This is a genomic window from Blastopirellula retiformator (genome assembly GCF_007859755.1).
Classification (GTDB): domain Bacteria; phylum Planctomycetota; class Planctomycetia; order Pirellulales; family Pirellulaceae; genus Blastopirellula; species Blastopirellula retiformator.
This window is the reverse complement of the sequence record NZ_SJPF01000001.1, coordinates 836,775-863,505: the sequence shown is the minus strand read 5'-3', so window position 1 is coordinate 863,505 and position 26,731 is coordinate 836,775. Positions and strand designations below refer to the sequence as shown.

26 protein-coding genes are annotated in these 26,731 nt (G+C 59.8%); 15 read left to right on the top strand and 11 right to left on the bottom strand.

Annotation, left to right across the window (positions count from 1 at the left end; translation table 11 throughout):
* Window positions 1-63 precede the first annotated feature (63 nt).
* Entirely contained in the window at window positions 64-570 is a 507-nt protein-coding gene (locus tag Enr8_RS03510) for a MarR family winged helix-turn-helix transcriptional regulator (RefSeq protein ID WP_146429218.1), read from the bottom strand.
* A 140-nt stretch (window positions 571-710) separates the two neighbouring features.
* On the opposite strand from Enr8_RS03510, the gene Enr8_RS03505 reads away from it, so the two are divergent.
* Window positions 711-2,195 carry a DNA methyltransferase family protein gene (locus Enr8_RS03505; RefSeq protein WP_146429217.1) on the top strand — a complete coding sequence of 495 codons (1,485 nt, stop codon included), beginning with the start codon at window positions 711-713 and terminating at the stop codon, window positions 2,193-2,195.
* Between the two features lie 131 nt (window positions 2,196-2,326).
* On the opposite strand, the gene Enr8_RS03500 is transcribed toward Enr8_RS03505, so the two are convergent.
* From Enr8_RS03500 to Enr8_RS03480, 5 genes are all read right to left on the bottom strand, one after another.
* Window positions 2,327-2,818, bottom strand: coding sequence for a hypothetical protein (locus Enr8_RS03500; RefSeq protein ID WP_146429216.1), 492 nt, complete (start codon window positions 2,816-2,818; stop codon window positions 2,327-2,329).
* A 39-nt stretch (window positions 2,819-2,857) separates the two neighbouring features.
* On the bottom strand, window positions 2,858-3,070 hold the full coding sequence (locus Enr8_RS03495) for a TfoX/Sxy family DNA transformation protein (protein ID WP_146429215.1): 213 nt from the start codon (window positions 3,068-3,070) through the stop codon (window positions 2,858-2,860).
* Window positions 3,071-3,080: 10 nt separating this feature from the next.
* Window positions 3,081-4,361, bottom strand: a complete 1,281-nt coding sequence (locus tag Enr8_RS03490) for a hypothetical protein (RefSeq protein ID WP_146429214.1) — start codon at window positions 4,359-4,361, stop codon at window positions 3,081-3,083.
* A gap of 167 nt (window positions 4,362-4,528) precedes the next feature.
* On the bottom strand, window positions 4,529-7,207 hold the full coding sequence (locus tag Enr8_RS03485) for a serine/threonine-protein kinase (protein WP_146429213.1): 2,679 nt from the start codon (window positions 7,205-7,207) through the stop codon (window positions 4,529-4,531).
* 21 nt (window positions 7,208-7,228) lie between these two features.
* Window positions 7,229-7,834, bottom strand: coding sequence for an RNA polymerase sigma factor (locus Enr8_RS03480; protein WP_146429212.1), 606 nt, complete (start codon window positions 7,832-7,834; stop codon window positions 7,229-7,231).
* Window positions 7,835-8,164: 330 nt separating this feature from the next.
* On the opposite strand from Enr8_RS03480, the gene Enr8_RS03475 reads away from it, so the two are divergent.
* The 3 genes from Enr8_RS03475 (at window position 8,165) to Enr8_RS03465 (ending at window position 10,675) form a co-directional block, all read left to right on the top strand.
* On the top strand, window positions 8,165-8,815 hold the full coding sequence (locus Enr8_RS03475; RefSeq protein ID WP_146429211.1) for a hypothetical protein: 651 nt from the start codon (window positions 8,165-8,167) through the stop codon (window positions 8,813-8,815).
* Between the two features lie 73 nt (window positions 8,816-8,888).
* Complete coding sequence (locus Enr8_RS03470) at window positions 8,889-9,692, top strand: hypothetical protein (protein WP_146429210.1); 804 nt, start codon at window positions 8,889-8,891, stop codon at window positions 9,690-9,692.
* A complete protein-coding gene (locus Enr8_RS03465; protein ID WP_146429209.1) occupies window positions 9,689-10,675 on the top strand; it encodes an HTTM domain-containing protein in 987 nt (328 codons plus the stop codon). Before Enr8_RS03470 ends, Enr8_RS03465 begins: the two co-directional genes overlap by 4 nt.
* On the opposite strand, the gene Enr8_RS03460 is transcribed toward Enr8_RS03465, so the two are convergent.
* The gene (locus Enr8_RS03460) at window positions 10,614-11,435 is read right to left on the bottom strand and encodes a class I SAM-dependent methyltransferase (RefSeq protein WP_146429208.1); all 822 of its coding nucleotides are present in this window, start codon (window positions 11,433-11,435) and stop codon (window positions 10,614-10,616) included. The genes Enr8_RS03465 and Enr8_RS03460 overlap by 62 nt on opposite strands.
* Before the next feature lie 230 nt (window positions 11,436-11,665).
* Here Enr8_RS03460 and Enr8_RS03455 point away from each other — a divergent pair, with 230 nt between their 5' ends.
* The 3 genes from Enr8_RS03455 (at window position 11,666) to Enr8_RS03445 (ending at window position 14,715) form a co-directional block, all read left to right on the top strand.
* Entirely contained in the window at window positions 11,666-12,451 is a 786-nt protein-coding gene (locus Enr8_RS03455) for a DUF1223 domain-containing protein (protein WP_146429207.1), read from the top strand.
* A gap of 78 nt (window positions 12,452-12,529) precedes the next feature.
* The gene (locus Enr8_RS03450; protein WP_146429206.1) at window positions 12,530-13,858 is read left to right on the top strand and encodes a sulfatase-like hydrolase/transferase; all 1,329 of its coding nucleotides are present in this window, start codon (window positions 12,530-12,532) and stop codon (window positions 13,856-13,858) included.
* A gap of 119 nt (window positions 13,859-13,977) precedes the next feature.
* Window positions 13,978-14,715: a peroxiredoxin-like family protein gene (locus Enr8_RS03445; RefSeq protein WP_390620152.1), complete on the top strand. Its 738-nt coding sequence runs from the start codon at window positions 13,978-13,980 to the stop codon at window positions 14,713-14,715.
* A 5-nt stretch (window positions 14,716-14,720) separates the two neighbouring features.
* Here Enr8_RS03445 and Enr8_RS03440 read toward each other — a convergent pair whose 3' ends face one another.
* Window positions 14,721-16,619: a potassium transporter Kup gene (locus Enr8_RS03440; RefSeq protein ID WP_146429205.1), complete on the bottom strand. Its 1,899-nt coding sequence runs from the start codon at window positions 16,617-16,619 to the stop codon at window positions 14,721-14,723.
* 433 nt (window positions 16,620-17,052) lie between these two features.
* Here Enr8_RS03440 and Enr8_RS03435 point away from each other — a divergent pair, with 433 nt between their 5' ends.
* Entirely contained in the window at window positions 17,053-17,814 is a 762-nt protein-coding gene (locus Enr8_RS03435) for a hypothetical protein (RefSeq protein WP_222434787.1), read from the top strand.
* Between the two features lie 25 nt (window positions 17,815-17,839).
* Here Enr8_RS03435 and Enr8_RS03430 read toward each other — a convergent pair whose 3' ends face one another.
* Together Enr8_RS03430 and Enr8_RS03425 are read right to left on the bottom strand one after the other, a co-directional pair.
* Complete coding sequence (locus Enr8_RS03430; RefSeq protein WP_146429203.1) at window positions 17,840-18,229, bottom strand: hypothetical protein; 390 nt, start codon at window positions 18,227-18,229, stop codon at window positions 17,840-17,842.
* 118 nt (window positions 18,230-18,347) lie between these two features.
* Window positions 18,348-19,310, bottom strand: coding sequence for a DUF1559 domain-containing protein (locus tag Enr8_RS03425; RefSeq protein ID WP_146429202.1), 963 nt, complete (start codon window positions 19,308-19,310; stop codon window positions 18,348-18,350).
* A 354-nt stretch (window positions 19,311-19,664) separates the two neighbouring features.
* Here Enr8_RS03425 and Enr8_RS03420 point away from each other — a divergent pair, with 354 nt between their 5' ends.
* The 3 genes from Enr8_RS03420 to Enr8_RS25230 are packed head-to-tail and all read left to right on the top strand — an operon-like array spanning window position 19,665 to window position 21,204.
* Window positions 19,665-20,600, top strand: coding sequence for an AraC family transcriptional regulator (locus tag Enr8_RS03420; RefSeq protein WP_146429201.1), 936 nt, complete (start codon window positions 19,665-19,667; stop codon window positions 20,598-20,600).
* Window positions 20,513-21,049 (top strand): DUF1559 family PulG-like putative transporter, encoded by a 537-nt coding sequence (locus Enr8_RS25970; protein WP_246119976.1) that lies wholly within the window; start codon window positions 20,513-20,515, stop codon window positions 21,047-21,049. The genes Enr8_RS03420 and Enr8_RS25970 overlap by 88 nt, the downstream gene beginning before the upstream one ends.
* Window positions 21,046-21,204, top strand: coding sequence for a hypothetical protein (locus Enr8_RS25230; protein WP_186767408.1), 159 nt, complete (start codon window positions 21,046-21,048; stop codon window positions 21,202-21,204). Before Enr8_RS25970 ends, Enr8_RS25230 begins: the two co-directional genes overlap by 4 nt.
* A gap of 123 nt (window positions 21,205-21,327) precedes the next feature.
* Here Enr8_RS25230 and Enr8_RS03410 read toward each other — a convergent pair whose 3' ends face one another.
* The gene (locus Enr8_RS03410; protein WP_146429199.1) at window positions 21,328-22,935 is read right to left on the bottom strand and encodes a sigma-54-dependent Fis family transcriptional regulator; all 1,608 of its coding nucleotides are present in this window, start codon (window positions 22,933-22,935) and stop codon (window positions 21,328-21,330) included.
* 218 nt (window positions 22,936-23,153) lie between these two features.
* On the opposite strand from Enr8_RS03410, the gene Enr8_RS03405 reads away from it, so the two are divergent.
* The 4 genes from Enr8_RS03405 (at window position 23,154) to Enr8_RS03390 (ending at window position 26,719) form a co-directional block, all read left to right on the top strand.
* The gene (locus Enr8_RS03405) at window positions 23,154-23,693 is read left to right on the top strand and encodes a carboxymuconolactone decarboxylase family protein (protein WP_146429198.1); all 540 of its coding nucleotides are present in this window, start codon (window positions 23,154-23,156) and stop codon (window positions 23,691-23,693) included.
* 96 nt (window positions 23,694-23,789) lie between these two features.
* On the top strand, window positions 23,790-24,278 hold the full coding sequence (locus Enr8_RS03400) for a nuclear transport factor 2 family protein (protein ID WP_222434786.1): 489 nt from the start codon (window positions 23,790-23,792) through the stop codon (window positions 24,276-24,278).
* Between the two features lie 191 nt (window positions 24,279-24,469).
* Window positions 24,470-25,840: a PQQ-binding-like beta-propeller repeat protein gene (locus tag Enr8_RS03395; RefSeq protein WP_146429197.1), complete on the top strand. Its 1,371-nt coding sequence runs from the start codon at window positions 24,470-24,472 to the stop codon at window positions 25,838-25,840.
* A 324-nt stretch (window positions 25,841-26,164) separates the two neighbouring features.
* Window positions 26,165-26,719: an RNA polymerase sigma factor gene (locus tag Enr8_RS03390; RefSeq protein WP_146429196.1), complete on the top strand. Its 555-nt coding sequence runs from the start codon at window positions 26,165-26,167 to the stop codon at window positions 26,717-26,719.
* The last annotated feature ends 12 nt before the right edge of the window (window positions 26,720-26,731 follow it).

Here is a 26,731-nt window from a genome sequence, read left to right as displayed (position 1 = left end):
TTTCTTATTCCAGATCCAGGTACGTCAATTGGCGAGCAGACGTGTTGGGAAAGAACCGAAAATCTACTGGTCGACTAACGAGAGATTCTCGGCGTCCTCATGTGGTTTTCTAGCCGCTTTCAGCAGTTTGACCAGTTGGTCCAGCGATTTGTCGTCCAGGTGTCCCAGTTGCCTTTCGTGGCACTTCCGCACCGAGGCGTCGAGCTGATTGACCAGCTTTCGCCCCTCTGGCGTCAGGCGGACTTCAACCACGCGGCGATTCTCAGGCGGGCGATGGCGGGCTAGCAAGCCTCGCTGCTCTAACTTGTCGAGCAACCGGGTCATGTCAGGCGCCCGGCTGATCAGCCGACTGCCCAACACCAGCGTCGGCATCCCCGCGGGATAGACCGAACGGAGCAGCCGCAGCGTGTTGTACTGCTGGGCCGAGATGCCCGACTCGCTGAACATCTCATCTTCCAGCGCCTTGAGCCGGTCGTAGGTCCGCCACAGGTTCAAGAAAACTTCCTGCTGCAGCGAGTCGAATTTGCGACCACGCGACGCGGAATCAGACTTGGGAGTAGAGGCGCTCATGCTATTCCACAATACCCGTCACAACAACACACGTCAAGACAACTGTTCGCCCACAAGCACCCCAGATGGGTGATCTTACGACCGATCGGCCGCCGCCTGGAGTAACGGTAAACCTCGACCAGCGGCTATAATCAGCCGCCATGGAATCGACCAAGACCAAGAAGGGTCAAGACGAGTTCGGCGATTTTCAAACTCCGGCAGCGCTGGCCGACGAGGTCGTGCGTTTGCTCGCCGCGCAGTCGCTTCGCCCCGCTACGATCATCGAACCGACCTGCGGTCAGGGCACCTTCGTGCATGCGGCGCTGGCCCATTTTCCCGCTGCCCAGGTAATCGGCGTCGAGATCAATCCCGCCTACGTCGCCCAGTTGCAACAATCGCTGCAAGGCGAAAAGCGAGCGACCATCGAGCGGGGCGATTTCTTCTCGGTCGATTGGCAGACGAAGCTTCGCCAATTTCCCCAGCCGATTCTCCTGTTGGGCAATCCACCCTGGGTGACCAACGCTCAGCAAACCCTCTTTCAAAGCGACAACCTGCCGCAAAAGTCAAACTTCCAGCGGCAAGCGGGCATTGACGCCATCACCGGTAAGAGCAACTTCGACATCTCGGAATGGATGCTCCGTCAGTTGGTGACGCTGCTGGATGATCGCTCGGCGGAGATCGCCATGCTGTGCAAGACGATGGTCGCTCGCAAGGTGCTGCAGGCTGCCTGGAAAGAGTCGCAGCGAATCGCCCACGCCGAGATTCGCCAGATCAACGCGGCGGAGCATTTTGGCGTGGCGGTCGACGCCTGCCTGTTGCGCTGCACGTTGGGCGGCAAGCCGACAACGACCTGCCTGACGTTCGATTCGCTCTCCGCTGACGCGCCAAGTCGCCAATTGGGGATCGTCGACAATACGTTGGTCCAAGATGTCGCAGCATATCGCCGATGGCGGCGTCTGGCCGGCGATTCCCCCTATCAATGGCGATCGGGCGTCAAACACGACTGCGCCAAGGTCATGGAGCTACGAACCGCCGGAACAAAACTGCAAAACGGCCTCAACGAAACGGTCGAGCTGGAGTCGGACTACCTCTTCCCGATGTTGAAGAGCTCGGAAGTCGCCGGCGGCGCACTTCAACCGAAGCGACAGATGCTGGTACCCCAGCGAAAGACGGCCGATCCGACCGATCAGATCGAGCAAATCGCACCACGAACTTGGGCCTATCTGCAACGGCATGGCGAAGCCCTCGATCGTCGTCGCAGCTCCATCTATCGTCGCCGTCCGCGGTTTTCGGTCTTTGGCGTTGGCGATTACGCTTTCGCTCCCTGGAAAGTGGCGATCTCCGGGTTCTACAAGCGGTTGCAATTCGCGGTGATTGGTAGCGCTGGCGACAAACCGGTGGTGGTGGACGACACCGTCTACTTTCTCGCTTGCCAAAGCGAAGAGGAGGCCCGGCTGCTCGCCACGTTGCTCCACAGCGAACCGGCGCAGCAGTTCTACGCCTCGCAAGTTTTCTGGGACGCCAAGCGTCCCATCACGGTCGACCTGCTGAAACGCTTGAACCTGGCCGCGGTCGCGCAAGACCTGGGACTGGTCAAAGAGTTCGCCAAGTTCGCGTCGAACAACAGGGCAAGTGGCGACGCTTAAGTGACCAACCGCTTCTGGCAGCGCTCGTCAAAAAAACCGGGCAGATAGGGATCGACCATCGCACGACTCCACGTAAGACTCGTCGGCCCCTCTTCGGGAAGTCTAGCAATTGTTAGTGAAACCCGCGACGATCAGGTCGCTGGCGTCTTCGCGATTCGCGCCTGCAGGAACTCCGCCAATATCTGGGGCTGGTCGGTGCCGACGAAGATCTTTCCCTGGTCCAGTTGAATCTCGACGCAATCGTAGCCCCACAGATTCCAAACCCAGCCGCCTCGCAGGCTCCAGTGAATGCCCCAACCTTCCAAGAAGGTCGTTCTTTCGACGTTGGCCGCGCGCATTTTGGCGTATGAAATTCGTCGCCAAAATAACGGCAAAGGCCCAAACGCGATCAGCAGGGCATCATCGTCGTCAGCGACCGACAATTGCCCAAACGAGCCTGCGAGATACAGCAGCATCAGGCCAGATACCGCGATCAAAATGGCGCCGCCAGGCTTTTGCCACAGCATGGCCGCCGTAACAAACGCCGGAATCGAAATCGCGGCAATCAGCCAACAAAGCCAGGCATACTGTGTGTGGCGATAGGTCGTATCTGCATTCATCGTCTTCAGCCCGGGATCAGTCAAGTTCGGCGTCTCGATTGAGCCGTCTCTTGGTCTGTTCGCTCAACTCCCGCCAATCTTGGTCTTTGATCCGGCCGCCAGCGCCCATAGTAGGTTCAGGCTCGCCCCTTTTTGACGCCGTTTGACCAAACGAAAAGCGACGACCGGGCCAAGACGGTCCAGCTCTTCGATCGTCTCGATTCCACTTTCCCGCAACCAAGCCGCGATTTTCGGCCCCAAATTTCGGAGCGACTCGATCGGGCGGGTTTCGCTCATGGCGTTTGACCTAGAAGCCGCGATTCAATTGCAGCAGATACTCGGCGTCAAAGACTTTTTCCGCGCGCCCCGGAAAGACCGCGCCGCTACGCAACTGCCAGCCTCCACCCAAGCCAAGCTGCAAGCCAGCGGTGAAGTTCAACACTTCGTACGCCGGGCTAGCCGCCGTATTGACCGAGGCGGTCGTCAACGTGCCGGCAGCCGAGAACGCATCATCGTCTTGCAGCGGGGTCGTGTAGTGCAGTTCGGCGACCAGAGCCAAACCTTTGTTGCAACCGCAAGGCGGAACCAGCCAATAGCCTCCACCAATGTCCAAGCCCCACAGCGCCGGTTGATTAACTCGCCCGATCAGATCGCCGGCGCCTGTATCGTTGATCGTGACTCGCAGCGGATCGCCTTGCGAAGCAAAGTCGATCTGCGTGAACAAGTGACCAAACCAACAGCCGCTCCGCTGCGTCATCGCGACATACGGCACGAAGTGAACGGTCTGACTATCAAACGAGGCTTGAATCGGCCCATACGTGACAAGTCCGGTCGAACCGGTCGGCACTTCCAACCCTAACCCAGTCGACAATGCAAATCCTTCTTCAGCATACAGCAATCGCTTCAGCACCAGATTCATATTGCCGACGTTATGCCCCTGAACGCCATACTGCGACGAAGCGCCAAACGCCCCCGCGACGCCATCGGCGCCAAATGCGCCCCCAAAAGGCATTCGCAGCTCGATCGAGGTTCTCCCCGAGTCCAACAACTTCTCAAAGGCGAACACCGTGCGATGCAGCGATTGCGAACGGTTTTGCGGGGCAGCGCCAAACCGGGTATCGGTCTGCACATCGAGCGCATTGTGAAAGTAGTTGTAAGCGACCCAGACGCGGTCCGAAGGCAGCGCCTGGTTGTTCTCCGCGACGCTAAGGCCAGAGATCGCAGCAGATACCGGGATCTCGGCGCCCAGTCCAGGCAACCCGGTCGCGACCGGCGTCAACAAGATCGTTGGCCCGCTCACGCGACGATCGCCAAACATCTCCGGCACGTTGAGCAAACGCGAGCGACTGCTTGATTGAAAATAGGCGTCCAGCTCGTCCGAAGTCGACGGGCCGCGGGTCGAGGTAAAGAGCGATGCGAACGGGCTGACGTAGTTCGCCGGGTCGACCAATTGGTAAGGCATTCCGGGAAACGCCTGAGCGACAATCGGTCCCGAGGGGGGCGGCGTAGGTTGTGCGGTCGCCAGGCGCGTCAAACCGCAAACGAGCGCAATCGCTAGCACAAGCGTAGTCACTTTTCGCTTGCTCATGGGCGACATCCTTGTCTGCATCGGTTTGCCTACGATGGCGACGATTGATTTCCTACCTGCGCAGCACTCCCCTTTTCAGCCAAAGGAGCGGCACATCTCCTCTATCGTCGTATCCGCGGGAACGTCTTGCGGAAACTTGCATGAATTTTCCGCCCAATCGTCCCAATTTAATCGAGCGAGTCGGCCAGTCGCTCGATCGCTTCCCAATCGTTTTTCCAGGCGGACGTCCAGATCGCCGCGTAGGCGGGATCCTCTTTCGTATTCCTATTGCGCTGAATTGCCGCTCGCAAATGCCGCCGGGCCAAACCCTTGTCCCCCATTCCCAGCGTGATCAATCCATGCTGCCGCAGCGACAGCAGCCGCAGGCGGACAGCTTCGATCGATTGATCCTCGTCCCCCAATCTTTGGACCAGCTTGGTCTCCACCTTTTCCCACAGCTCATTGGCCTGATCAAAGTTGCGATTCTCCATCTGAATCTCGATCGCCTGCTGCGCGATCGTGATCAAGCGAATCCGATACTCCCGATTTTCCGGTGCTAGCACCATCGCTGATGGCAACAGATCGCACGCCTTCTGCAGCGAGGAATGCGGGAAATCCTCCAACTGAGACATCGTCAGCAGGCACTCGATGTAGCGCTGCCAAAGTTCCGCATCGGTCGAATAGAGGGCCGTAAGCCGACCGAATCGCTGCGTCGCATCTTGCAGCAACTCCGTCGCCTTGGGCGTCACGCCTTGCGTCGTCAATTCGAGCCGAGCCAGATTGAACTGCCCCTTGGCGTAATCGCGGAGCAGTTTCGCGTCCTTGTCATGGTCGCGAAGCAGCTGACGCCGATCGCGCTGGGCGACGATCTGTTCCTGCTGCGAATCGTCCCGCTTACCTTGGGCAGCCAGAATGAGCGCATGGTTCATCTTGGCGTTCGCCAGTTTCCGGACAGGCTCCAGTTCGCCGGCCGCCTGTTTGACGATTGCGGTCCGCAACGCAATCGCCTTGTCGAACGCCGCCGCCGCATCCGCCTCCTTCCCTGCGCGATGCAACGTTTGTCCGAGCCCGTTCCAACTGTCGCTCACGCTGCTGAGTACTTGTCGAGTCTCCGCAATCTCTTTCGGCAGCTTCTTCGCGTCGTCGATCACCTGACGAAACTGTAGAGCCGCTTCGGCCGGATCACGAATCTCCAGCTTCAGCAGACCAAGCTGCGTTCGGGCTTCCAAGAGATCGGCGGGCAGCGTTTCGTTCTCGCCCGCCAAGTCGATCAACTGCTGATAGTGATCGAGGCCACGCTGCAGCAACTCGGCCCGTATCGCCTCGTGCCCCGGCATATTCAGCAGCGGCTCATCGCGAATAAACGTGTATAGATCGTTCACCGCCAATTGCCCCTGGCGGTTGTTTTGCATCACACGAGCCAGTTGCCACTCGGTGCTGTACCAGCCGATCCCGGCGATAATCGCCACCAACAGCAGCGACGCGGCCAAGCCAGCCGACAGAGCCGCAATCTTGGGATTGCGGCGGCGCCAACGATCCAGTCGCCCCACTATCCCAATCGGACGCGACTTGATCGGTTCGCCCCGCAGGTAACGCTCCAAATCGTCCGCCAGTTCGTCGGCCGACGCGAAGCGAAGTCTCGGTTCCTTTTGCAAACAGCGGAGGCAGATCGTCTCTAGGTCGCGATCGATTTGCGGGTTCAATTCGCGTGGCGAGGCGGGCTCTTCTTCCAACACTTGCCGCAAAGTCTCGACCGGCGTCGCCGCTTGAATTGGCGGTTTGCCGACCAGCAAGTGATAGAGGGTCGCGCCCAGTGCGTAAACGTCGGCCCGAACGTCGATTGCATGCGAACTGCGAATCTGCTCCGGCGCCATGTAAGGAGGCGTACCCAGCACTTCGCCGGTGATCGTCAGCTGCTCTTCCGCCGACATCAAGCGAGCCAAGCCAAAGTCGGCGACCAGTACCCGTTCATTGTCGGGATCGAGCATCAAGTTGTGCGGCTTGATATCGCGATGCAAGAGACCTTGATGGTGAGCGGCGGCGACGCCTCGCGCCGCCTGCGCCAGATAGCGAGCCGCCACGTTGTTGGTTAGCGGATTCTTTCGGACCTCCGACGCCAGGTCGCCGGCGACAATCGGCATCGTGTAATATAAACTGCCGTCCACCTCGCCGACGTCGTAGATCGGCATGACGTTGTCATGCGCTAGGTTAGCGGCGGCCCGAACCTCCGACTCAAACCGCTGCGCGATTTCGTCTCGAATCTCTGGCGGCGCCCCGCTGAACCCGGCGATCTTGATCGCCACCATCCGGTCCGCTTTCGCCTGGTGTGCACGATAGACCTTCCCCATGCCGCCGCGGCCTAACAGCTCCATCAGCTGATAGGCGCCAAACGCACTGGGCAACGCCTCGACGTCTGACTTGGTGGGCAACGTCGAATAACGTCGCGTTTCGTCAGCAGGCAGGCCGTTGGCGTTTGGAAACGACGATCCCGGCAACTGCAGCTGCGGAAAGCGTTGCTGGTATTCGGTCGGTTGCGGCGGGAAGGGAGAGGCCTTGCGAACGTCAATCTCTTGATCGACCAGCCGCTGCAAAATCGCCGGATCGTGCAATTGCGGAAAGCGATCGAGATATTTTTCGACCAGTGGCTGCTGCTCGAGCGACAGCGTCTCGCTGCTTGAATCGATTCCCCGCGAGCTCTTCGTGATCCGTTGCCAGCGAAACTCCAGATCAATGCAAATCAGCTCTTCCAACGTCGGCAGGTACGACGGCGCTTCCGGCATCGGCAGATAGTCGACGATATCGCCGCATTGGCCGCGGAGCCAATCGGACTCGAAGTTGCGGCGAATCTCTTCATCAACTTCAGTCATACCGAGCCCTAATCGTTTCGCTTACGACAAACTCAAATCGGCTTGCAGGATCGACTGCAACGATTCGCGAATCTTGGTTTGCATCCGCCGCACCGTTCGCTGGCTGCAACCGACGGCGGCGGCGATTTCGTCTTGCGTTTGCCCGTCGAGGGTCCGCTGCAAAATCTCTTGCTGTTCCTCGGTTAGGTGTTTCAGGATCGATTCCAGGAAGTCGTTGAAATCGATCTCGGCCAGCGCGTCTTCAAAATTCCTCCCTTTGCCGCCGGCCGGCTCTTCGGCCAGCGATTGTTCCCGATCCATTCCGCGACAAGCGCGACCGTGGAAGCGGGCCTGCATCCGGGCCTTGTTCAGCGTGATCGTCAGCAGCAAACGCCACAGGTCGCTTCGATCCTGCAGTTGAAACTCTCCCTGCCGCACGCGGCGGAAAAAAGTCCGGCAGGCCGACTGCACGACATCTTCAGGATCGACGCGGCGCTTTAGCTGCTGCGACAGCTGCCGATCGGCGACCCGATGCAGCGGTCCGGCGTACGTCTTCCAAAACTCTTCTTCGATCGACGGATCGCCGGAGGCGAGCGCGGCGAACCATTGCTGATCGGGCCAAACGTCTTGCTCATCTTGCTCATCCATGCGGCTGGTCTCCTTCGTAATTCGGAAACAAAGAAATCACGAGCATCCTCTTAAACGGAGCGCAGCTGCAATTTCTTTCAGAGATTGCCATAAAAGTTCGCCGCCGGCCAAGAAATCTCATTTTTTCACACGATTTGGCCGGTAGCCAGAATAATCGTCCGACGAGCCTAAAGCGGAAGAGGGAAAAACAGGCAAAAAACGCCGCAAAGCGCCGATCGGCCGAAATTGTTTCGCTTTTTCTGTCCGGTTGGAATCGGCCAGGTCAATCCTCCTGGTGAAGCGACGCACGTTGTGAAACGTCGCCTTGAAAATTCCAATCGGAGATTAACGATGCTTTTGAATCTGCAGAAATGGGCCGGCGCCGTCACCTTGCTGGGCGCCTCGCTCGTCACCACTTCGCTGGTCTACGCCGACCATGCCCCGCACCCCAGCAAGCCACCCAAAGAACAGCGGGACTTTACCTTCCGCGACTTGAAGAAGCCGCCGATCCGCCCGAAGTCGCAATCGATGCCGCGTCCGTTTGGCATGACGACGTCTCCCAACTCGTCGGCCCAAAACGCTCCCAAGCCGAAAGATCCGCCGAGCAAATGGCGCAAGTACATCTTTGAAGACATCAAGGCGCCCAAGCCGCGGCCGAAGTCTTCGCTCCCTGCCCCGACCTCGCGAATCGGTTACAGCGTGCCGCACAACCCTGCGGCCAAAGACGCTCCCAAGCCGACCGATCCGCCGAGCAAGTGGCGCAAGTACATCTTTGAAGACATCAAGGCGCCCAAACCGAGCCCCAAAGGCCAAGTTCCAACCTCCCACGTTCCCCCGGTCATCGGCGGCAAACGCAAGATCAGCGTGCCGATCCCGGGCGCCCGACCGGTCCCCAGCCACAAGCCGGGCGGACCTGGCTACCCGACCCCTCGCGACATCAAACGTCCTCCCTACACGCATCCCCCGCGTGACTTGAAGGGTCCGAAGGGTCCGCGTTACTAAGTCCTTCCTTTTGCGACGCCCCGCGATTGCGTCTCCGCGGGGCGTCCTATTTTTTTGCCGGGAGTTCATCGCAATGTCGATTACCCACAACCTTTGGCGATGCGGTTGCAGCGTCGCACTCGGAACATTCATCGTTTGGCAGCTCTTCTACCTCACGGTCGCCAACGGTTTGGAAACGCTAGAAGTCGTCACACTTCGCTATCCCGAGACCTCGTCGGCGATCACCAAGGCGCTCGACGAAAGTCGCGCCGGAGAGCGCAGCGCAACGCTCGGCGGCCTATCGTCGGTCGTTTACGCCGTCGACAAGTATGGGCAAGTCACCGAACAACCGCAGCGGTGGTCGCTATTCGCTCCCAACATCAACGATCAAACGAATTTCCTGGCCTGCGAGTTTCGCTGGCGCGACAGCGACCAGTCGACCTGGCTGCTGTCGGACAACGAACCAAGCGACGCTTCCAGCTACCTCCGCTACGCCGGCAATCGTCTGCGCAGCATCGAGCAAAACCTGACCCTCAGCTTTACGTTTGAATCGGGCGAAACCGAAGCCGCGGCCCGCCAGCGTTGGGCAAAGCAGATACATGACAAACTGGCGACCGACTTTGACATTTACCTGGCCTGGACTTCGCTGCGGATCGAAGAGTTTCAGGAAGATTACCCGTATGTCGCGACGCCTGACGAAGTGATCCTGCACGTCCGCGGCTTTGAAATTGGCGCCCCTGGCCAACCGCAAGATCAGGCCTCCCTCCCCTACTGCATGGCGATCGCTCGCTGGCAGCCTGCCGCTAGTTATCCTCGCGAGTACCTTCCGATCGAAGCGTACGACCCCACCAACGAACAGTTCGTCTATCAATCCTGGCCGTCGGAGTCGGAACAATGAACCCTGTCTCAGAATCAACCCGCGTTGTTGGCGTTACTCCTTGGCTCCCCCGTCCGTTGTCGAGCTTCCGCTGGTGGACCGCGCCGATCGCCGTTCATTACTACGCAATGCTGCGGATTGGCGTCGCGGCGGTTCTGCTGGTCGATCAGTTGGTCACCATGCTGCCGCAACTGTCGGTCTTGTATGGCCGCGGCAGCACCGGCGACCCGCAGATCTACAGCTGGTTCTTCGATCGCCCGCAACTTCACTGGTCGCTGCTGCAGCAGATCAGCGATCCCCAGGCGATCACGCTGGCGTTCTACTTTTGGATCGCGGCCACAATCGGCCTATTGATCGGCTGGAACACCCGAATCTGTGCGATCGTGGTTTGGGCGCTGTCGATTTCGTTCACCAACCTCAACATGTACGCGATCAACGCTGGCGATCACATTCATGGAATGTTGCTGTTGTACGTGATGCTCACTCCCTGCGGCGCCGTTTGGTCGATCGACGCGTTGCGTCGGTCGACCTCCGGCGAGCCAAGCGTTCAGCTGCTCGCTTCCCCATGGGCCCTGCGTCTGCTGCTGATTCAATTCGCCTTCATGTATGGCGCCAGCGGGCTCTGCAAGTTCTCTGGGCACAACTGGACTGCTGGCGATAGCCTGTACTACGTGCTGCGAGACTTGAGCCTGACCCGTTTCTCGGCCGACCTGCTGCCGACGCCCTACTGGGTAACGCAGATCATGACCTGGAGCGTGCTGGTTTGGGAGACCGGATTTCCGCTGTTAATCCTGTTCCGACGTACTCGCATTTGGGCCTTGTGGTTTGGGGTCTCGATGCACTTGGGGATCTTCGTCTCGATGGAACTTGGCTGCTTTCCACTCTACCTGTTGGCCGCCTATGTGCCGCTGATCATGTACGAATACCAGGCGACCGCGCGAGTTAGCCAAACCGATACCGCAGCAGTCGCCCCAACCGCCTTAGCGGCGGCGCCAGTTGCGTAAGCTGGGCGAGCGTCCTTAGCGGCCACGAGATCCGGGTCAGCTGGCCCGGATCGAAGCCGCTCTCCTCGGCGACAAGCTTTAGCCTTGGCGCTTGCGACTCCAGCGAGCGGGGATCTCCCAATCCCCAACGCAGCCGAGCCCCGGTCGCTTGAATCGACGGCAGCAAATTGAGCGTCTTCACGCCCAACGGACTGTACGCGTCAAACGCAATCTCCCCCTGGTCAAAGTGCTCGGTGATTTGTCGAAACAATTCAGGCACAGCCGCCGCCGGCAGATAGGGAAGCACGCCTTCGGCGACCACCAGCGTCGGACGATGCTTTGGAATCGACGCCAACCAGTCGGCTTCGAGGATCGAAGCGCCGATCACGTGGCAGCCTGGACGCGCGGCGAAGATCCTCTGCCGGAGTTCGATCACTTCCGGAAAGTCGACTTCAATCCAGGCGACCTCCTCGGCGGGATCAACCCGCAAGATGCGACTATCCAAACCACAACCCAGGTGCAGCACCGTCGCCTTGGGATGGCGCTGCAAAAACGCTCGCGTCCAATCGTCGAGCGTTTTGGAACGGATCGCAACGCTGATCATGCCGTCGCGCGTCACACGCAGTTTCGGAAAGTCGTAGTCGAGACGGTCCATCACGCCGACCGCGTGATGATCTTGCAGCAGCGAATCGCTTAGGCGGCTCTCTTCGGCCTTGCCGTACAAGGTGATCAGCAGCGTTTCCCGCTCCTGCGTCAGCTGAATCGATTCCTTGGCCGTCACGCGGGCGCCTTCATGGTTCGTCGCCGGTTTGCATTTCCAGGCTCCATTCTTGGAAAAAGACGGCGTCGCTCCAAGAGGGCGTCTTAGCTGAATTGCCGCAAAACTTGGTAAACTCGCGGCAAATCGGTCTGCTGCTTCACCGATTTTCTCGATTTCCGCCTGCAGAATTGCAAGCTGCAGTGACTTCGGCAGCCTGGTCGCCCTTTTCTCCTTCGCAGAATGCTAATCCCATGACGCTTCCACTTGTCTCACGTCGTGCGGCGTTTCGCCTGGCCGCCCTCTTGACCGCCGGCTGCGGCGCTCCGCTCAATTCGTCGCTGCATGGCGAAGAAGAAGGAGCACAATCGAGCGGCTTCGCGTTGATCGAGTTGTTCACCTCCCAAGGATGCAACAGCTGCCCCAGCGCCGATCAAAATCTGGCTCGCGTCAACCAGCTTGCCCGCGAGCGGAAACTGCCGATCTACACGCTGTCGCTGCATGTCGACTACTGGAACTATCTCGGCTGGGAAGATCCGTTTAGCAACGCCGCCTATTCGCAACGACAACGTCGTTACGCCCAAGCCTTCGGCGCCAATCAGGTTTACACGCCGCAGATGATCGTCAATGGCCGCGTCGAGTTCGTCGGCTCCAACGTCGCCAATACCGATCGCGCGATCCGCGCAGGTCTCGACAGTCAAACGACGACGAAGCTAACCGTGGAGGTCACCCGCCAGCAAGACGCGGCGATCGTCCGCTGGAACGTCACGAATCTTACGAAACGCGATCAGTTGCAACTGGCGCTGGTGCAAAAGCAAGCGGCCCGCGACGTGACCGCCGGCGAAAACGACGGCCGCACGCTGTCGCACGTTAATGTGGTCCGCAAGCTGCAGACGATCGCCACACCGGCAGGGCAAGGACAGCATCAATTGTCGCTACCCGTAAACGCAAAATCGGCCGACTACCATGTGATCGCTTTCGTCCAGTCGAGCGAAAACCAGAAAATCGCGACCGCCACGCAGGCCGAACTGGTCGGTTAGCGATTTAGAGAGACGAGCGGCCTTCCGCTCGACTAGAATGGGACCGTTTTCATCCCGTCCCTCCCGTCGAGTCTCGCCATGCGAACCAGCCTGCTTCTCGCCTGTGTTACGCTACTCGTCGCACCGCTTGCCTTGTCGGCTGCCGAAACCGAGCGGCCCAACATCATCCTGATCATGGCGGATGACGTCGGCTACGAGTGCTTCGGCTGCTACGGTTCTAAACAGTATCAAACGCCCAACATCGATCGGATGGCGGCCGGCGGAATGCAGTTTACGCATTGCTATTCGCAGCCTCTCTGCACGCCGAGTCGCGTCAAGTTGATGACTGGGCTGGTCAACGCACGAAACTACTCCGCCTTTTCGGTTCTCGATCGCGATCAGTACACGTTCGGCCATCTGCTGAAAGAAGCCGGCTATCGCAACATGATCGCCGGCAAGTGGCAGCTCTACGGCGCCGAAAACTACAGCAAACAGTTTCGCGGCAAGGGCACGCTTCCTGGCGACGCCGGCTTCGACCAGTGGTGCTTGTGGCAAGTCGACAAACTGGGCGAACGTTACGACGCGCCGCTGCTCAACATCAATGGCGAGAACAGGCAGTTCGGCAAAGAGAAATATGGCCCCGACATCTGCGTCGACCAGATATTGAACTTCATTGATCAAGAGTCGGACAAGCCGTTCTTCGTCTACTATCCGATGATCTTGGTTCACGACCCGTTCGTCCCGACGCCTGACAGTGCAATCCGCGACCGCAAGGCGAAGCAGCGGAACTTTGAAGACATGGTCGCCTACATGGACAAGCTGATCGGCAAGATCGTCGATCATGTCGAGCAGCGGGGGCTGACCGACAACACGCTGATCTTGTTTGTGGGAGACAATGGCGCGCATGTTCGACTTGCCTCACAACTTGACGGCGAGAAGATCCAAGGGGGCAAAGGAAAGACGACCGACGCCGGGACGCGGGTTCCGATGATTGGCTATTGGCCTGGCAAGATTCCGGCTGGCCAGACGTGCGACGATTTGGTCGACTTCTCCGACTTCTTTCCGACCTTGGCCCAATTCGCCGCTGCCAAAATCCCCGGCGCGATCGACGGTCGCTCCTTTTCCCCGCAACTGCTGGGCGAACCAGGCACGCCGCGCGAGTGGTTCTACTGCTACTACAATCCGCGTCCCGAGCGCACTAAGCCGACTATCTTTGTCCGCGATCAACGCTGGAAACTCTACGACGATGGTCGGCTGTTCGATGTCGCCAACGACGTGCTCGAGAAACGCCCCATCACCGATCCCGACGGAAAGCCGGGCGCCAAAGCGGCCCACGCCAAGCTATCCGCTGCACTCGAGTCGATGCCTGCGAAAGGCGCTTCGCTGCTGCAGTTTCCGGCCGGCCCCGCCCCTTCCGCCGCCAAGTGAAATTGGGGAGAACTTTTCGGCGGATGTAGGGAAACGTACCGAGCGGCGCCGGGGCGCTCGCGTACAGTTCTCTGTAGTTGAGCCGCTTCATGCACCCATCCCGTCGAAGGAAACCCATCATGCGTTCACTTACTTCGCTGTGCTTTCTGTTGTTTGCGGCTCTCTTTCCGCCCGCCGCCATGGGCCAAGAACAACAGCCGCCAACCCTGGGAGAGCAGCTCCAGCAGAAATCGGACGAAGCGGGCAAACGCTTCCCCGCCGAGATGCTGAAGACGATGCGGACTGCGGTCCAAACGGTACGCGACACCGGCATCGAAAACTCCGCCAAGCAAGTTGGCGACGCCGCCATCGACGCCGAGCTGACCGGCTGGAACGGCAAGTCGGTCAAGCTAAGCGATCTGTGGAGCGAAGGCCCGATCGTGTTGATGTGGTATCGCGGCGGCTGGTGTCCTTACTGCAACTTGCAACTGCGCGCGATGCAGAAAGAGCTGAAAGCGCTTGAAGGCGCCGGGGCGAAGCTGGTGGTGTTGACGCCGGAACTGCCGGAGAAGGCGAAGGAAACGGCGGAAGCGAACGACCTCGACTTCGTCGCGCTGCATGACAAACAAAACGCGGTGGCTCATAAATACGGTCTCGTGTTTGAACTGCCCGAGACGATCTTGCCCCTCTATCGCGACATGCTCAAGCTGGGCGAAGTGAACGGCAGCGACGCCATGGAGCTGCCCCTCTCGGCGACGTATGTGATCGATACCAAGGGGAAGATTCGCTACGCCTTCCTTGACGCTGACTACACCAAGCGGGCTGAACCGGCCGATGTCGTCGCCGCGGTGAAGAAGGTCGCCGGCGAACAAAAATAGCCCCACTACAGCTCGACCTGCGAGCCGATTTCCATCACCTGATCTGGCGGCAGCGAGAAGTACGCCGTCGCCGGCTGCGCGTTTCGCGACATCCAGGCAAACAGCCGCTCGCGCCAGACCGCTATGCCGGGCCGAGCGGTCGCAATCAGACGCTCGGTCCCCAGAAAATACGTGACGTCTTCTCCCTGAAGATTGATCTGGTCGGCCGGAATCGTCGCCAAGGTGAGCGGAATATTGGGCGAGTCCATGAAACCGTAGTCGATCTGAATGCGGTAAAACCCTTCGCCAATCTCTTCCAGGTCAAACCGCTTCGCCAGACGGACATGCGGCACGCTGACGGTCGTCACCGTCAGAAAGACAACCTGCTCGTGCAGCATTTTGTTGTGACGCACGTTCCGTATCAGCGCCGATGGCGTACCGACTGGGTTGCCGGTCATGTAAACTGCTAATCCGGGAACGCGGGTCGGAGGATCGTTCATCAAGTCGGCGATGTACAGCTCGACCGAGAGCGCCCTTTCGCGAATCCGGCGAGCCAGCAATCGCTGTCCCGCCATCCATGTCGACAACAACGCGTAAGCGCCTCCAGCGACCAACAGCGGAAACCAACCGCCGTTGGAGACCTTAAACAGGTTCGCTCCTAAGAACGAGAGATCGACGACCAAGAACGCCCCCGAGACCGCCAGCGCCAAAGGCAACGGCCAGTTCCAACGCATCCGCGTCAGCAGGAAAAAAAGCACGGTCGTAATCACCATCGTGATCGTCACCGCAACGCCATACGCGGCCGCCAGGTTGTTCGACGTGCGAAATCCCAACACCAGCCCAATGCAGGCGAACATCAACGCCCAGTTCACCAGCGGAATGTAGATCTGACCGATCTGCTCGGCCGAAGTATGGCGAATCTTCATCCGTGGGCTGTAGCCGAGTTGAATCGCTTGCAGCGTCAGCGAAAACGCGCCCGTAATCACCGCTTGCGACGCGATCACCGTCGCCAAAGCCGAAAGGAAGATCAGCGGGTAGAGGGCCCAACCGGGCGCCATCAAGTAAAACGGATTCACGGCGCCTTCTGGATGGCGCAGTAGAAAGGCGCCTTGCCCAAAGTAGTTGAGCAGCAGCGCCGGCAGCACGACGCAGTACCAACTGGTGCGGATCGGCCGCTTGCCGAAATGCCCCATATCGGCGTAGAGCGCTTCGCCGCCGGTGACGACCAAAAAGACCGATCCCAACACCAGGTATCCGGCCAGGCCATTCTCCGACAGCATCTGTATCGCGTAGGCCGGATGAATCGCGGCCAGCACTTGCGGAGCTTGGATCAACTGCGAGATCCCCATGATCGCCAACACGGCGAACCAGATCATCATGACTGGGCCAAAAACAGCTCCGACGCTGGCCGTTCCCTTCGATTGAAACAGGAACAACCCGATCAAGATCGCAATGGTGATCGGCTCGACGTACGCTTCCAGCGCCGGCGCCGCCACCTCCAACCCTTCCATCGCACTCAAGACCGAGATCGACGGCGTGATCATCCCGTCGGCGTACAGTAGCGATCCGCCCAGCAATCCAAGCGTGAAAATAATCCAGCGGCGATTTTCGCTTTGCAAATCGCCCGAGGTAACCAGCGCCGCCAGCGCCAGGATTCCCCCTTCTCCTTCATTGTCGGCGCGCAGAATGAAGAGGAGGTACTTCGTCGAAATGACGATCGCCAGCGCCCAGAAGATCAGCGACAACACGCCAAGCACATGATCGTGCGACGCGGCGATGGCATGATCCTCCTGAAAACACTCTCGCAATGCGTACAGCGGACTCGTGCCGATATCGCCATAGACGACCCCGAGCGCGACCAGCGAAAGCTTGGCCCACGTGGCTTTGCTTTCGTCCTTTTCGGTCGATGTCAGGTCATCCGCCATGGGCCTGTGTTTCCGTTGGTTTTACGAATTGCGCCTCGCAATGAAGTCCTTAACAGTCCGTTGATTTTCTCGACGGACTGCGTGATCGCAGGGATGCGATCCCAAAATAGCGACGTAAGTCGTTATTTTGCGAGCCGCGAAGAGCTACGCTCTGCGCCTGCCGAGGTTGGAAAATGCCACGAGGGCATTTTTCAACAGGCTGTTAACTCTAGCACGCGTCTACAGGTTGCGTGCTGCGCGATTATGACGGTCTTGCCCAAGATAACGGGATAGGCGGCAGCCGCCGGAACGTAACTCTCCGTCAGCGTCAAACTCCCTAGCAGTCCGTTGATTTTCTCGACGGACTGCGTGATCGCATGAATGCGATCCCAAAATAGCAACGTAAGTCGTTATTTTGCGAGCCGCGAAGAGCTATGCTCTGAGCCTGCCGAGGTTGAAAAATGCCACGATGGCATTTTTCAACAGGCTGTTAACCAGCCAAGGTCCGCCTGACGTCCAGGCTCCGCCGGACCAGTGGACCGGACCGCGACGTTTTTTTCACCAACGCGCCATCCCCTTCTGGCAATTTAGGCCGTTTGCGAAACCGACTGGACCGGACGATTTCGCTTTTTTGCCATCCACGTGGTGGACTGGACTCCGACAAATTTTTTTCGGGGCCGCGATCTGGCGCCTTAGGCAAACAAGGCGAATTGCAAACCCGGCAGGACTGGACCGTTCCGTTTTTTCGCGCTGTGGTGGACTGGACCGCGTCTTTTTTTTCTCCGGACGCCCCTTCCACTTCATCCGTTCGCATCCGAACCGAAAGTGGACTCCGAACGCAATTTTTTTTTGCGGTCGGCTCTGCCCGGCGTGCGATCGGACGAAGCCGCCGGTCAAAGCTGAGTCCGAACCCGCAATCGATCATTATTCCGTGCGCTTTGTCAATCGTTTTTCTCGCAACGCCAAAGGCCCAAGAAGCAACAACGAAAAAAAGCGGCGGCAAGAATTCTTGCCGCCGCTCCTCTTCTCGGAGATCGTCGCCCGGTTCCGGCCCACGATCGTCGCGGCGTTCGCCCGCCGCAAGACGATTAACAGTCCGTTGATTTTCTCAACGGACTGCGAGATCGCAGGGATGCGATCCCAAAATACCGACGTAAGTCGTTATTTTGCGAGCCGCGAAGAGCAATGCTCTGAGCCTGGCGAGGCTGAAAAATAACACGATGGCATTTTTCAACAGGCTGTTAACGTTTCTGCAGTTCGACCGGTATCTCGTTTTCGTAAGACTCGACGTTCACCGTTTCGGCCGGTCCCTGGTACGACCGCCATTTCGAAGGCTTCCCCAGCGGACGTCCATTTTCGTCTTCGCGTTGATCGGGCGGCATGTACAAAACGCGATATTCGCCTGGGACGAGACCTTCGTCGCCGGCGGTCCGCATATCATACGCGCCATCGCTCCCGATCCGCCCCAAAGCAGGCTTCACGCCGACGTCGACCGGCTGGAAGACGATGCTCCCGGCTTCGACCGGCTCTCCGCCTGCGGTGACCATTCCGGTGACCGTACCGTTCGCCCCACAACCGACAAACGTGACCAGAACCGCCACGCCGAGCATTCCTGCAGATAAGATTCTCATAGCACTTCAATCTATGGTTAGGTTGATTTCAGTTACTGCCGCGCGGTCGCCCTCCGCCTCAGCCGATCGTGGGCCAGACGCAGATGCCGCCCCACGATCGCCGCCAGTACGAGCAAAACTAGAAGCCGCTGACAACATTGCCGTCGTTCCGCTGCCCCAGGTTGTCGTAGGTTTCCAACGAGATCGTCTCGGCCAGGAAGTGGACCGAACCGTCGGCCAGCAGGAACTGGGCGCCGCCTGGATGCAAACTGCCGAATCCCTTTTCCCACGCATTCGGATCTTGCAGCGGACCGCCGCCGTTGAACAGGTTGATCGGCGTGCCATGCCACGCTTCACGCAACGGCCCCCAGTGGGTCAGCGACGTGCCGGAGCCACCCTTCGGGCTGCCAGCCCAACCGGTGTAGGTCGGATTCTCTGGCGAAGGCGCCGAGCCGCCGCGGCCCGCTCCGACTTCGCCAATCGCGATCGTGTTCGAGAGACCGTCAGTCACATCGGCGAACCGCGTGATCGAAGATATAAAGCGATTGAAGAAGCCGTTGCCGTAGCTGTGACCCCAGCCCATGCTGCCGGCGTAGTTCGACTTGCCGCAGCGGAAACCTTGGTCGGTCGAGTCGCGCAGTTCGGCCAACGTGTCGGTCGGGCAAACGTACATTTCCAGAACGGTCGACTCGGGGCCTGGAGTCGTCCAGACGCCGTACTCGTGGCAACCGCAGTAGATCGAACCGCTCTTGCCGGTCGGGTCCGGCGGGTAGTTGCCGGCTTCGTCGAGAATCGCATCCCAGACATTGGTCTGTTCGACGAACGGCAAGATGAAAGCGCCCCAGGTATAACCGCCGTGCGCGGAACGACTTCCCCCCGGGGGCATGTGATTGTACGTGTCATGGAAATTGTGCAGGCCCAGACCAATCTGCTTCAGATTGTTCGCACACTGCATGCGACGAGCCGCTTCGCGGGCCTGCTGAACGGCCGGCAAAAGCAGGGCGATCAAAACCCCAATGATGGCGATGACGACCAACAATTCGACCAGGGTAAACCCGTGCCGGACAGAAGGCGTTTTACGACAAGGATAGACGCCAGACATAGTCAAAACTCCCAAAGATCCGAGTGGACCGAGAAAAGAAAAAGAAGGACACCGCGACCCATTCGCCGCGAGATAAATTCTACCATTACCCGGAAAATTGCAATGACAATTGGACCCTTGATTTGCGACAACTTACAATGTCATCGCAACACTGTCCAAATTGCACTTACGGCTATCCAGACCGCCACAACGCTATTTTTTGGTAACCGTAACCCTCTACGAAGGTGAAATACTCGCCCCACAGAATCAAAACGCTCCTTTCCGCCAGAACGTCAACACTCACTTTGCGACATCGGATACCCGCAGTAGAACTAGAAAAACCGGGCCGACCGCCTTCCGAGGATCACCATTGTCATGAGCACAACGGAGAGTTTTTTTCACTACCTGCCGATCACCGACAGCGATATGCGGCTGGGGTTTTACGTCACCGGCGGCGGCGCCGGGATGGTCGCGCCGGGCTCCGAATATCCGCCGCAGCAACACCCCGGGGTCTACCAGTTTTCGTGGGCGGCGGGTCGCGAACTTCCCGAGTTTCAAATCCAGTTCATCTCCGAGGGACGGGGCGAATTTGAGTCGACTCCAACGGGGCGAGTCGACATCGAGCCCAACACCCTTTTCCTGCTGTTCCCCGGCGTCTGGCATCGCTATCGACCGATTCGCCCCGTCGGTTGGACCGAGCGTTGGATTTCGCTGCATGGCGAGTTCATGCATCGCCTGGTCGAAAGCGGCTCGATCTCTCCGGCCAGCGCTGTGGTCCGTTTGACGAGCAAACAACGAGAGCCGCTGCTGCAGACGTTCGACCGCTTGCTGGGCCGGATTCACCAAGACCCAACGCGGCACACGCCGGCGGTTTGCGCGAACTCGCTCGAGCTGCTGACGCAAACCTTAGATCTATTGCCCAAACAGGCCGAGGTCGCCCAGGCCCGCAGCGGCTTGGCTGGGCCGATCGACGATCCGATCGTGAACCGGGCGATCGACATCATCTGGACCCGCAGCGATCGCCCCCTATCGGTCAATCAACTGGTCGCAGCGCTACCAACGACCCGCCGCACGATCGAGCGGAAGTTCATGAGCCTGCTCGGGCACACCGTCCTGGACGAAATCAATCAATGTCGGCTATTGCGGGCCAAGCGTCTGCTGACCGAAACGAATCTCTCGATCAAATCGGTCGCCTATCTCTCTGGCTTTGGCGGGCAGGAACGATTCCGGCGTCTCATGATCGCCGAAGAAGGCTGCCCGCCGGGAGCGTATCGCGATCGTCATCGAGCGCGCTCGATGACGAAGACATAGGGGCAGCGCAGACCCGCCGAAACGACTGCCACTTTCTAGCCGGCTATGGGTCGAGAAAATCAACGGACTGCTATGGCACGCTGCCCAACGCCAACCGCGGAACCTCGACCGCTCGCCGCGCCGCTGGACCCAACGTCGCCCTGCTGCCGTTTATGGAACAGCAGAACCTGGCCGACCAATACAACTACAGCCAGTGGTGGCGCCACAGCAGCAACCAACACATGGCCGAGCTGATGCCGGAAGTCTTCGCCTGCCCGTCGACCCCCAATGGCGGCGAAACGATGGCCAGCGCCGGTCCGTTGTTCACCGGCTTCCAGACCTCGGACTACGCTTGCCCGACTGAGTCGCTGCTCGACACGGTCCCAAAAGCTGGAAGGCCGACACCTATCCGACTTTTGGCACGGTCACCGTCAATGGCGAGCCGGCGTTCAAAGCGTTTGTTCGAATGACGCGTCGCGGCGAACCGATTGACGAGCGCAACTCCGACTGCTGGGCCAACTCCGACTGCTGGGCCTACGTCCAAGAAGACGGCAGCTTCCAGATGTCGACCTACGTGATGGGAGACGGCTGCCTGCCGGGCGAATACGACCTGCTGCTTCGCTAACCGCGACTGTCGCGATCTTCACCAGGCCAGATCCGTCCCAAAAACGGACCTGGCCTTTCTTGCCATAATCACGACCGTAGACCAAGGCCGCCCCTGCCGAAGGGAAAGGCTACCGCTTGCCGGTCAACAGCCGTCAGGCGACTCCACTCCCAGCTTCTTAATCCGCGACGCCAACGTCGTCGGCTTCAAGCCAAGCAACTCCGCGGCGCCGCCAATGCCGGAGACCTTGCCGCCGGCTGCCTGCAGCGCGGCGATGATGTTTTCTTTTTCCAGCTGGCGGATCTGGGCGTCGGTTCGGACGACAACTTCGCTTTCGGTCGACTTTGACTTGTGCGACAGCTTCTTATCCGCCAGTTCGATCTGCAGCCGACTGCCGGTCGAGGTGATGGCCGCTCGTTCGATCACATGCTGCAGTTCACGAACATTGCCAGGCCAGTCGTACTGCTGCAGCCGCCGCACCGCCGCCATGGTGAGCGTCGCTTTTGGTTTGCCGATGCGGCGGGAGGCCAGTTGCAAGAAGTGTTCGGCCAGTAGCGGAATGTCTTCCTTGCGACGCCGCAGCGCCGGGATCTCCAGCGGAAAGACGCTCAGCCGGTAGTAGAGATCCTGCCGAAAGCGGCCCGCTTCCGCTTCGGCTCGCAGGTCGCGATTGGTGGCGGCGATGATGCGGACGTTCACATGCCGCGTTCGCTCTTCGCCAACCCGCTCCAGATCACCTTCCTGCAAGACGCGCAGCAGCTTGGCCTGCATCTCGAGCGGAATCTCGCCCACTTCATCCAGAAAGAGCGTGCCCCCTTCGGCCAACTCAAATCGTCCGACCCGATCGCGCAGCGCTCCGGTGAACGCGCCCTTGGCGTGACCAAAGAACTCGCTCTCGTATAGCTCGCGCGGGATCGCCGCGCAGTTGACCTTGATCAGCGGGCGTTCGGCGCGACGACTACGCCGATGAATCTCTCGGGCAACCAGCTCTTTGCCGGTGCCGCTTTCGCCCAAGACCAAGACCGCCGCGTCGGTCGGCGCGACCAAGTCGATCTGATGCGAGACCGCTTCCAGCGCCGGACTTTGCCCGACCATCTCGCCAAACGCCCCGGCGCCTTGCAGCTCTTCCCGCAAGTATTCGTTTTCCAGCTCCAACTGCTCGCGGAGCGACTCGATCTCGTCAAACGCCCTGGCGGTCGCGATCGCGGCGGCGGCGTGATCGGCGATCATTCGCAGCCACCCCATGCACTCGACTTCGATCGGCTGGCGGACGAACACGGCCAGCACCCCCAAGACCCTGCCGCGATGGATCAGCGGCTGACCGGCGAAGCTGCGGATCCCTTCGGCGTGCACCCACTCGGGGCGGGCAATCCACTCCGGCAGCGGCTCGCCAAACTCCGGCTCTTCTAGCGCGATGCCGGTCGACGCAATCGTGCCGACCTTGCGCACGCCAATCGGCATCCGCCGAAAGTCGCCGTCTATCCGCGACCAGTCGGCCTGGGGCGAGACCAGCGAACTGCCGCCGCTGGCGACCAGGTGCAGACACTCCGACTGGGCCTGGCAATGCTCGGCCAGCGTGCAGCCATCGCAGTTGGCGCTGGACTCGACCAGCCAGATCCGGGCCAACGCGACCTGCTCGGCGCCTCCCATCCGCTCGACGATCAACTGCAGCACCTCGTCAACCGAGTGCCGCAGCGCCAAGTCGAGCAGCAGCCGCTTTGGGTCTTCCAGCAGCGGAAAGTGATCACTCATCGCCCAACGCCTTACGATTTTTCGTAAACAACTCGCGAAATTTCGTCAATCAACGATATCTCGTAAATCACGCGAACACAAGCGAATCGCCTTAACCTATTTCATATCATCCACTTAAAAAAACTTCGGCAGTTTGGCACAGGAAGTGAACTAAAGGGCCGCCAGAAGTCGCAACTGTGCGACACCATCACTTTTACTCTGCTACTGGAGACGGAACCATGACTCGTTTGCAAGCCCTCGCCACCGAATCGGCCCCTGGTAACTCGCCCGAACTGCTAGCCGGCGTTCAGCGAAAACTCGGCATGACCCCCAACCTGATGCGGACGATGGCCAGTTCGCCGGCAGTGCTGGAAGGTTACCTGGCCCTGAGCGGCGCCTTGGGACACAGCAAGCTGCCGGCCAAGGTTCGCGAGCAGATCTCGCTGGCGGTCGCCGAAGCGAACGGCTGCGACTATTGCCTGGCCGCCCACTGTGCGATCGGCAAGATGACGGGCCTGACCGATGACCAGGTCACCGACAGCCGCCGCGGCAAGTCGGTCGACGCCAAGGTCGACAGCCTGCTTCAGTTCGTTGGCCAGGTGATCGAGTCGCGCGGCAATGTCAGCGACGACGAGCTGCAAGAGGTGAAAGACGCTGGCTACGACGACGCCGAGATCGCCGAAACGATCGCCGCCGTCGCGCTCAACATTTTCACCAACTACTTCAACAACGTCGCCCAAACCGAGATCGACTTCCCGCTGGCCCCAGCGCTCGTCTAGACGATCCTGCTGCTCAAGTGGGAGCCGCACTTCCTGATGTTCTGGACGGTTCCCACTTTATTTTCCCTGGCCTGATCTACAACAAGGAACCTTCCCATGACCGCCAGCACCACAGCCGCACAGCCGCCGATGATCGCCCCGCCGTTTACCCGCGAGTCGGCCCTGCAAAAAGTTCGCCTGGCCGAAGACGCTTGGAACTCGCGTGATCCCGAGCGAGTTTCGCGGGCCTATTCGCTCGACTCGCAGTGGCGCAATCGCAGCCAGTTCGTCACCGGCCGCGAGCAGATCGTCCGCTTCCTCGCAGGCAAGTGGGAACGAGAACTCGACTACCGCCTGACGAAGTCGCTGTGGGCGTTTGACGACAACCATATCGCGGTGCGATTTCAGTACGAATGGCGCGATGCCGACGGCAACTGGTTTCGCAGTTATGGAAACGAGTTGTGGGAGTTTGATGACGACGGCCTGATGCGGCGCCGCGAGGCCAGCATCAACGACGTGCCGATCGACGCCGGAGAGCGCAAATTTCACTGGCCCGCGCCTGGTCCCCGGCCTGCGGACGATCGCGGCATCCCGGAGGTGCGATAGCTCACACTCTGGAGCCGATGGACGGTTAAGGCTGGAGGATCCAACAAAAATCCTCCAGCGATGGCGAAACCGATCCCGCGAAATAGTCGTCAAACCGCCGTAACCTTGTGCGGATTACGGGGTTCATTCCGAGTTGCGCCCTGATATCAGCAGGGCAATGCCACGAATACCAATTGCGACGGGGATATTTGATGAAACGTTTCGCACTTTTACTTGCACTGACCGCCGGCGGCGCCCCTCTGTTCGCCCCTGCGGCCCACGCTGCCGACTGGCCGCAGTGGCAAGGGCCGAACCGCGACGCGATCTCGGCCGAAGAAGGCCTGCTGAAGCAGTGGCCGAAAGATGGCCCGGCCCTGGCCTGGAAAGCGACCGACCTGGGTGGCGGCGACAGCGCTCCGGCGATTGTCGACGGCAAGATCTTCGCGATGAGCATTCGCGGGGACGACGAGGTGGTGTGGGCGTTGTCGGAAGAAGATGGCAAAGAGCTGTGGGTCAGCAAGCTCAGCCCGGCGTACCAGCAGCGGATGCCGCAGTCGAAAGAAGGGCCCGGCGGCACGCCGACCGTCGACGGTGATCTGCTGTACGTGATGGGGATGAAAGGGAACGTCGCCTGCTTGAAGGTCGCCGATGGCGAAATAGTCTGGCAGCGCGATCTGCAGGAAGACTTTGGCGGCGCGATTCCGCCCTGGAGCTTCCGTGAGTCGCCGCTGATCGATGGTGACAAGGTGATCTTTACCCCCGGCGGCGACGAAGCGATGATCGTCGCGTTGAATAAGAAAACGGGCGAAACGATCTGGCAAAGCAAGATGCCGGGCGCCGCCGAAGCTCCGGCCGAGCCGCAGGAAGAAGCTCGCCCGCAAGAAGGTCCTGGCCGCGGTGGACGGGGCGGTCGTGGTGGTCGCGGCTTTGGCCGTGGCCCGCGCGCTGGCGCCGCTTACTCTTCGGCGATTGCGATCGATGTCGACGGCGAGCGTCAATACGTGCAGTTCGCCGCCAAGGGCTTGTTTGCCGTTTCGCCTGAGGGGAAACCGCTGTGGCGATACGACGCCCCGGCCAACGGTATGGGGATCAACTGCTCGACCCCGATCTACAAAGATGGCCTGGTCTTCGCCGCTTCGGCCTACGGCACCGGCGGCGGCGCGGTCAAGCTGCAGAAGAAGGAAGACGGCACGTACGAAGCCGAGGAAGTCTACTTCACCAGCAGTATGCAAAACCATCATGGCGGCATGATCGTGCATGACGGCGCGTTGTATGGCGGTAACGGCGGCAACGGCGGCGGCTTTTTGGCTTGCTTGGACTTCCAGACCGGCGACGTCCTCTGGCGCGAGCGTGACGCTCAAAAGGGTTCGCTGACGATGGCCGACGATCGGCTCTACCTGCGAACCGAAGATGGGGAGGTCGTCCTGATCGAACCGAGCCGCGAGAAATACCTGGAGCGCGGCCGATTTAGCCAACCCGACCGCACCAGCAGCCCCGCTTGGGCGCACCCGGTGGTCGCCAACGGCAAGCTGTACATTCGCGATCAAGGCACGCTGTACGTGTATGACGTGAAGGCGAACTAGCCGACGATCGCGAATCGAGATATTCCCCCAGTGCGCCGCTTTGGAACTCTCCGCAGGTTCCAGGGCGGCGTTTTTTATTGGCGTGGACTATCGACATCCGGCCAGAATTGCATGCCGGGTCTGGCCGTTACTGCCAGATCCTTGCCCCCGGCATCCAGAACTGACCTGGCAGCTTCTCCCCGCTTTCTAGACGGCGAAACATCAGCGATTCGCCCGCATCCGGTTTCACCGCGACAAAATTCCTCCTAAATTCTTCGATTTCTGATTCAACGAAAGGGCGCCGGCGCGCTAATAGGTAGGTAAGACGTCCCTGGAGCCACCAACATGAAACATCCTTACGAGTCGGATGAGCGGTTGATGCAGGAAGCGGCCGGTGGGGCCCACGAAGCCTTTTCGCTGTTGATGCGCCGTTACGCCAATCCCATTTTGACCTTCTTGCGTCGCATGACGCAGGATCATCATCGCGCGGAAGAACTGTTCCAGGAAGTCTTCTTGGCGATCTGGACCAGTCGCCGCAAGTACGCCTTCCCGCGATCCGTTCGCCCTTGGGTCTTCGGGATCGCGATGAACAAATGCCGGCAGGAGTTTCGCAAGCAGGGCGATCCGCTGGTCGTCCCCGACTCGCACTACGCCGATACCGCGCTCGAACACGGACCGCCCCCCGACGAAGGCGCGATCGCCACCGAAAACGCCGCGCTGGTCGAGACCGCCCTGCTCCGCTTGCCCATGCAACAGCGAACCGTCGTCGCACTGCGGCTCTGGAACGGGATGTCGTTCGCCGAAATCGCCGAGGTGGTCGGCTGCGGCGAATCGACCGCCCGCTCGAACATGCATCACGGACTTAACGCGATGCGCGACTACCTCGAACCGCGACTTTAACCCGAAACGCTC

Coding starts and splice junctions, on each gene's coding strand:
- Enr8_RS03510 (WP_146429218.1), bottom strand. CDS start 570: ATGAGCGCCTCTACTCCCAAGTCTGATTCCGCGTCGCGTGGTCGCAAA.
- Enr8_RS03505 (WP_146429217.1), top strand. CDS start 711: ATGGAATCGACCAAGACCAAGAAGGGTCAAGACGAGTTCGGCGATTTT.
- Enr8_RS03495 (WP_146429215.1), bottom strand. CDS start 3,070: ATGAGCGAAACCCGCCCGATCGAGTCGCTCCGAAATTTGGGGCCGAAA.
- Enr8_RS03490 (WP_146429214.1), bottom strand. CDS start 4,361: ATGAGCAAGCGAAAAGTGACTACGCTTGTGCTAGCGATTGCGCTCGTT.
- Enr8_RS03485 (WP_146429213.1), bottom strand. CDS start 7,207: ATGACTGAAGTTGATGAAGAGATTCGCCGCAACTTCGAGTCCGATTGG.
- Enr8_RS03480 (WP_146429212.1), bottom strand. CDS start 7,834: ATGGATGAGCAAGATGAGCAAGACGTTTGGCCCGATCAGCAATGGTTC.
- Enr8_RS03475 (WP_146429211.1), top strand. CDS start 8,165: ATGCTTTTGAATCTGCAGAAATGGGCCGGCGCCGTCACCTTGCTGGGC.
- Enr8_RS03470 (WP_146429210.1), top strand. CDS start 8,889: ATGTCGATTACCCACAACCTTTGGCGATGCGGTTGCAGCGTCGCACTC.
- Enr8_RS03465 (WP_146429209.1), top strand. CDS start 9,689: ATGAACCCTGTCTCAGAATCAACCCGCGTTGTTGGCGTTACTCCTTGG.
- Enr8_RS03455 (WP_146429207.1), top strand. CDS start 11,666: ATGACGCTTCCACTTGTCTCACGTCGTGCGGCGTTTCGCCTGGCCGCC.
- Enr8_RS03450 (WP_146429206.1), top strand. CDS start 12,530: ATGCGAACCAGCCTGCTTCTCGCCTGTGTTACGCTACTCGTCGCACCG.
- Enr8_RS03445 (WP_390620152.1), top strand. CDS start 13,978: ATGCGTTCACTTACTTCGCTGTGCTTTCTGTTGTTTGCGGCTCTCTTT.
- Enr8_RS03440 (WP_146429205.1), bottom strand. CDS start 16,619: ATGGCGGATGACCTGACATCGACCGAAAAGGACGAAAGCAAAGCCACG.
- Enr8_RS03430 (WP_146429203.1), bottom strand. CDS start 18,229: ATGAGAATCTTATCTGCAGGAATGCTCGGCGTGGCGGTTCTGGTCACG.
- Enr8_RS03425 (WP_146429202.1), bottom strand. CDS start 19,310: ATGTCTGGCGTCTATCCTTGTCGTAAAACGCCTTCTGTCCGGCACGGG.
- Enr8_RS03420 (WP_146429201.1), top strand. CDS start 19,665: ATGAGCACAACGGAGAGTTTTTTTCACTACCTGCCGATCACCGACAGC.
- Enr8_RS25230 (WP_186767408.1), top strand. CDS start 21,046: ATGACGCGTCGCGGCGAACCGATTGACGAGCGCAACTCCGACTGCTGG.
- Enr8_RS03410 (WP_146429199.1), bottom strand. CDS start 22,935: ATGAGTGATCACTTTCCGCTGCTGGAAGACCCAAAGCGGCTGCTGCTC.
- Enr8_RS03405 (WP_146429198.1), top strand. CDS start 23,154: ATGACTCGTTTGCAAGCCCTCGCCACCGAATCGGCCCCTGGTAACTCG.
- Enr8_RS03400 (WP_222434786.1), top strand. CDS start 23,790: ATGACCGCCAGCACCACAGCCGCACAGCCGCCGATGATCGCCCCGCCG.
- Enr8_RS03395 (WP_146429197.1), top strand. CDS start 24,470: ATGAAACGTTTCGCACTTTTACTTGCACTGACCGCCGGCGGCGCCCCT.
- Enr8_RS03390 (WP_146429196.1), top strand. CDS start 26,165: ATGAAACATCCTTACGAGTCGGATGAGCGGTTGATGCAGGAAGCGGCC.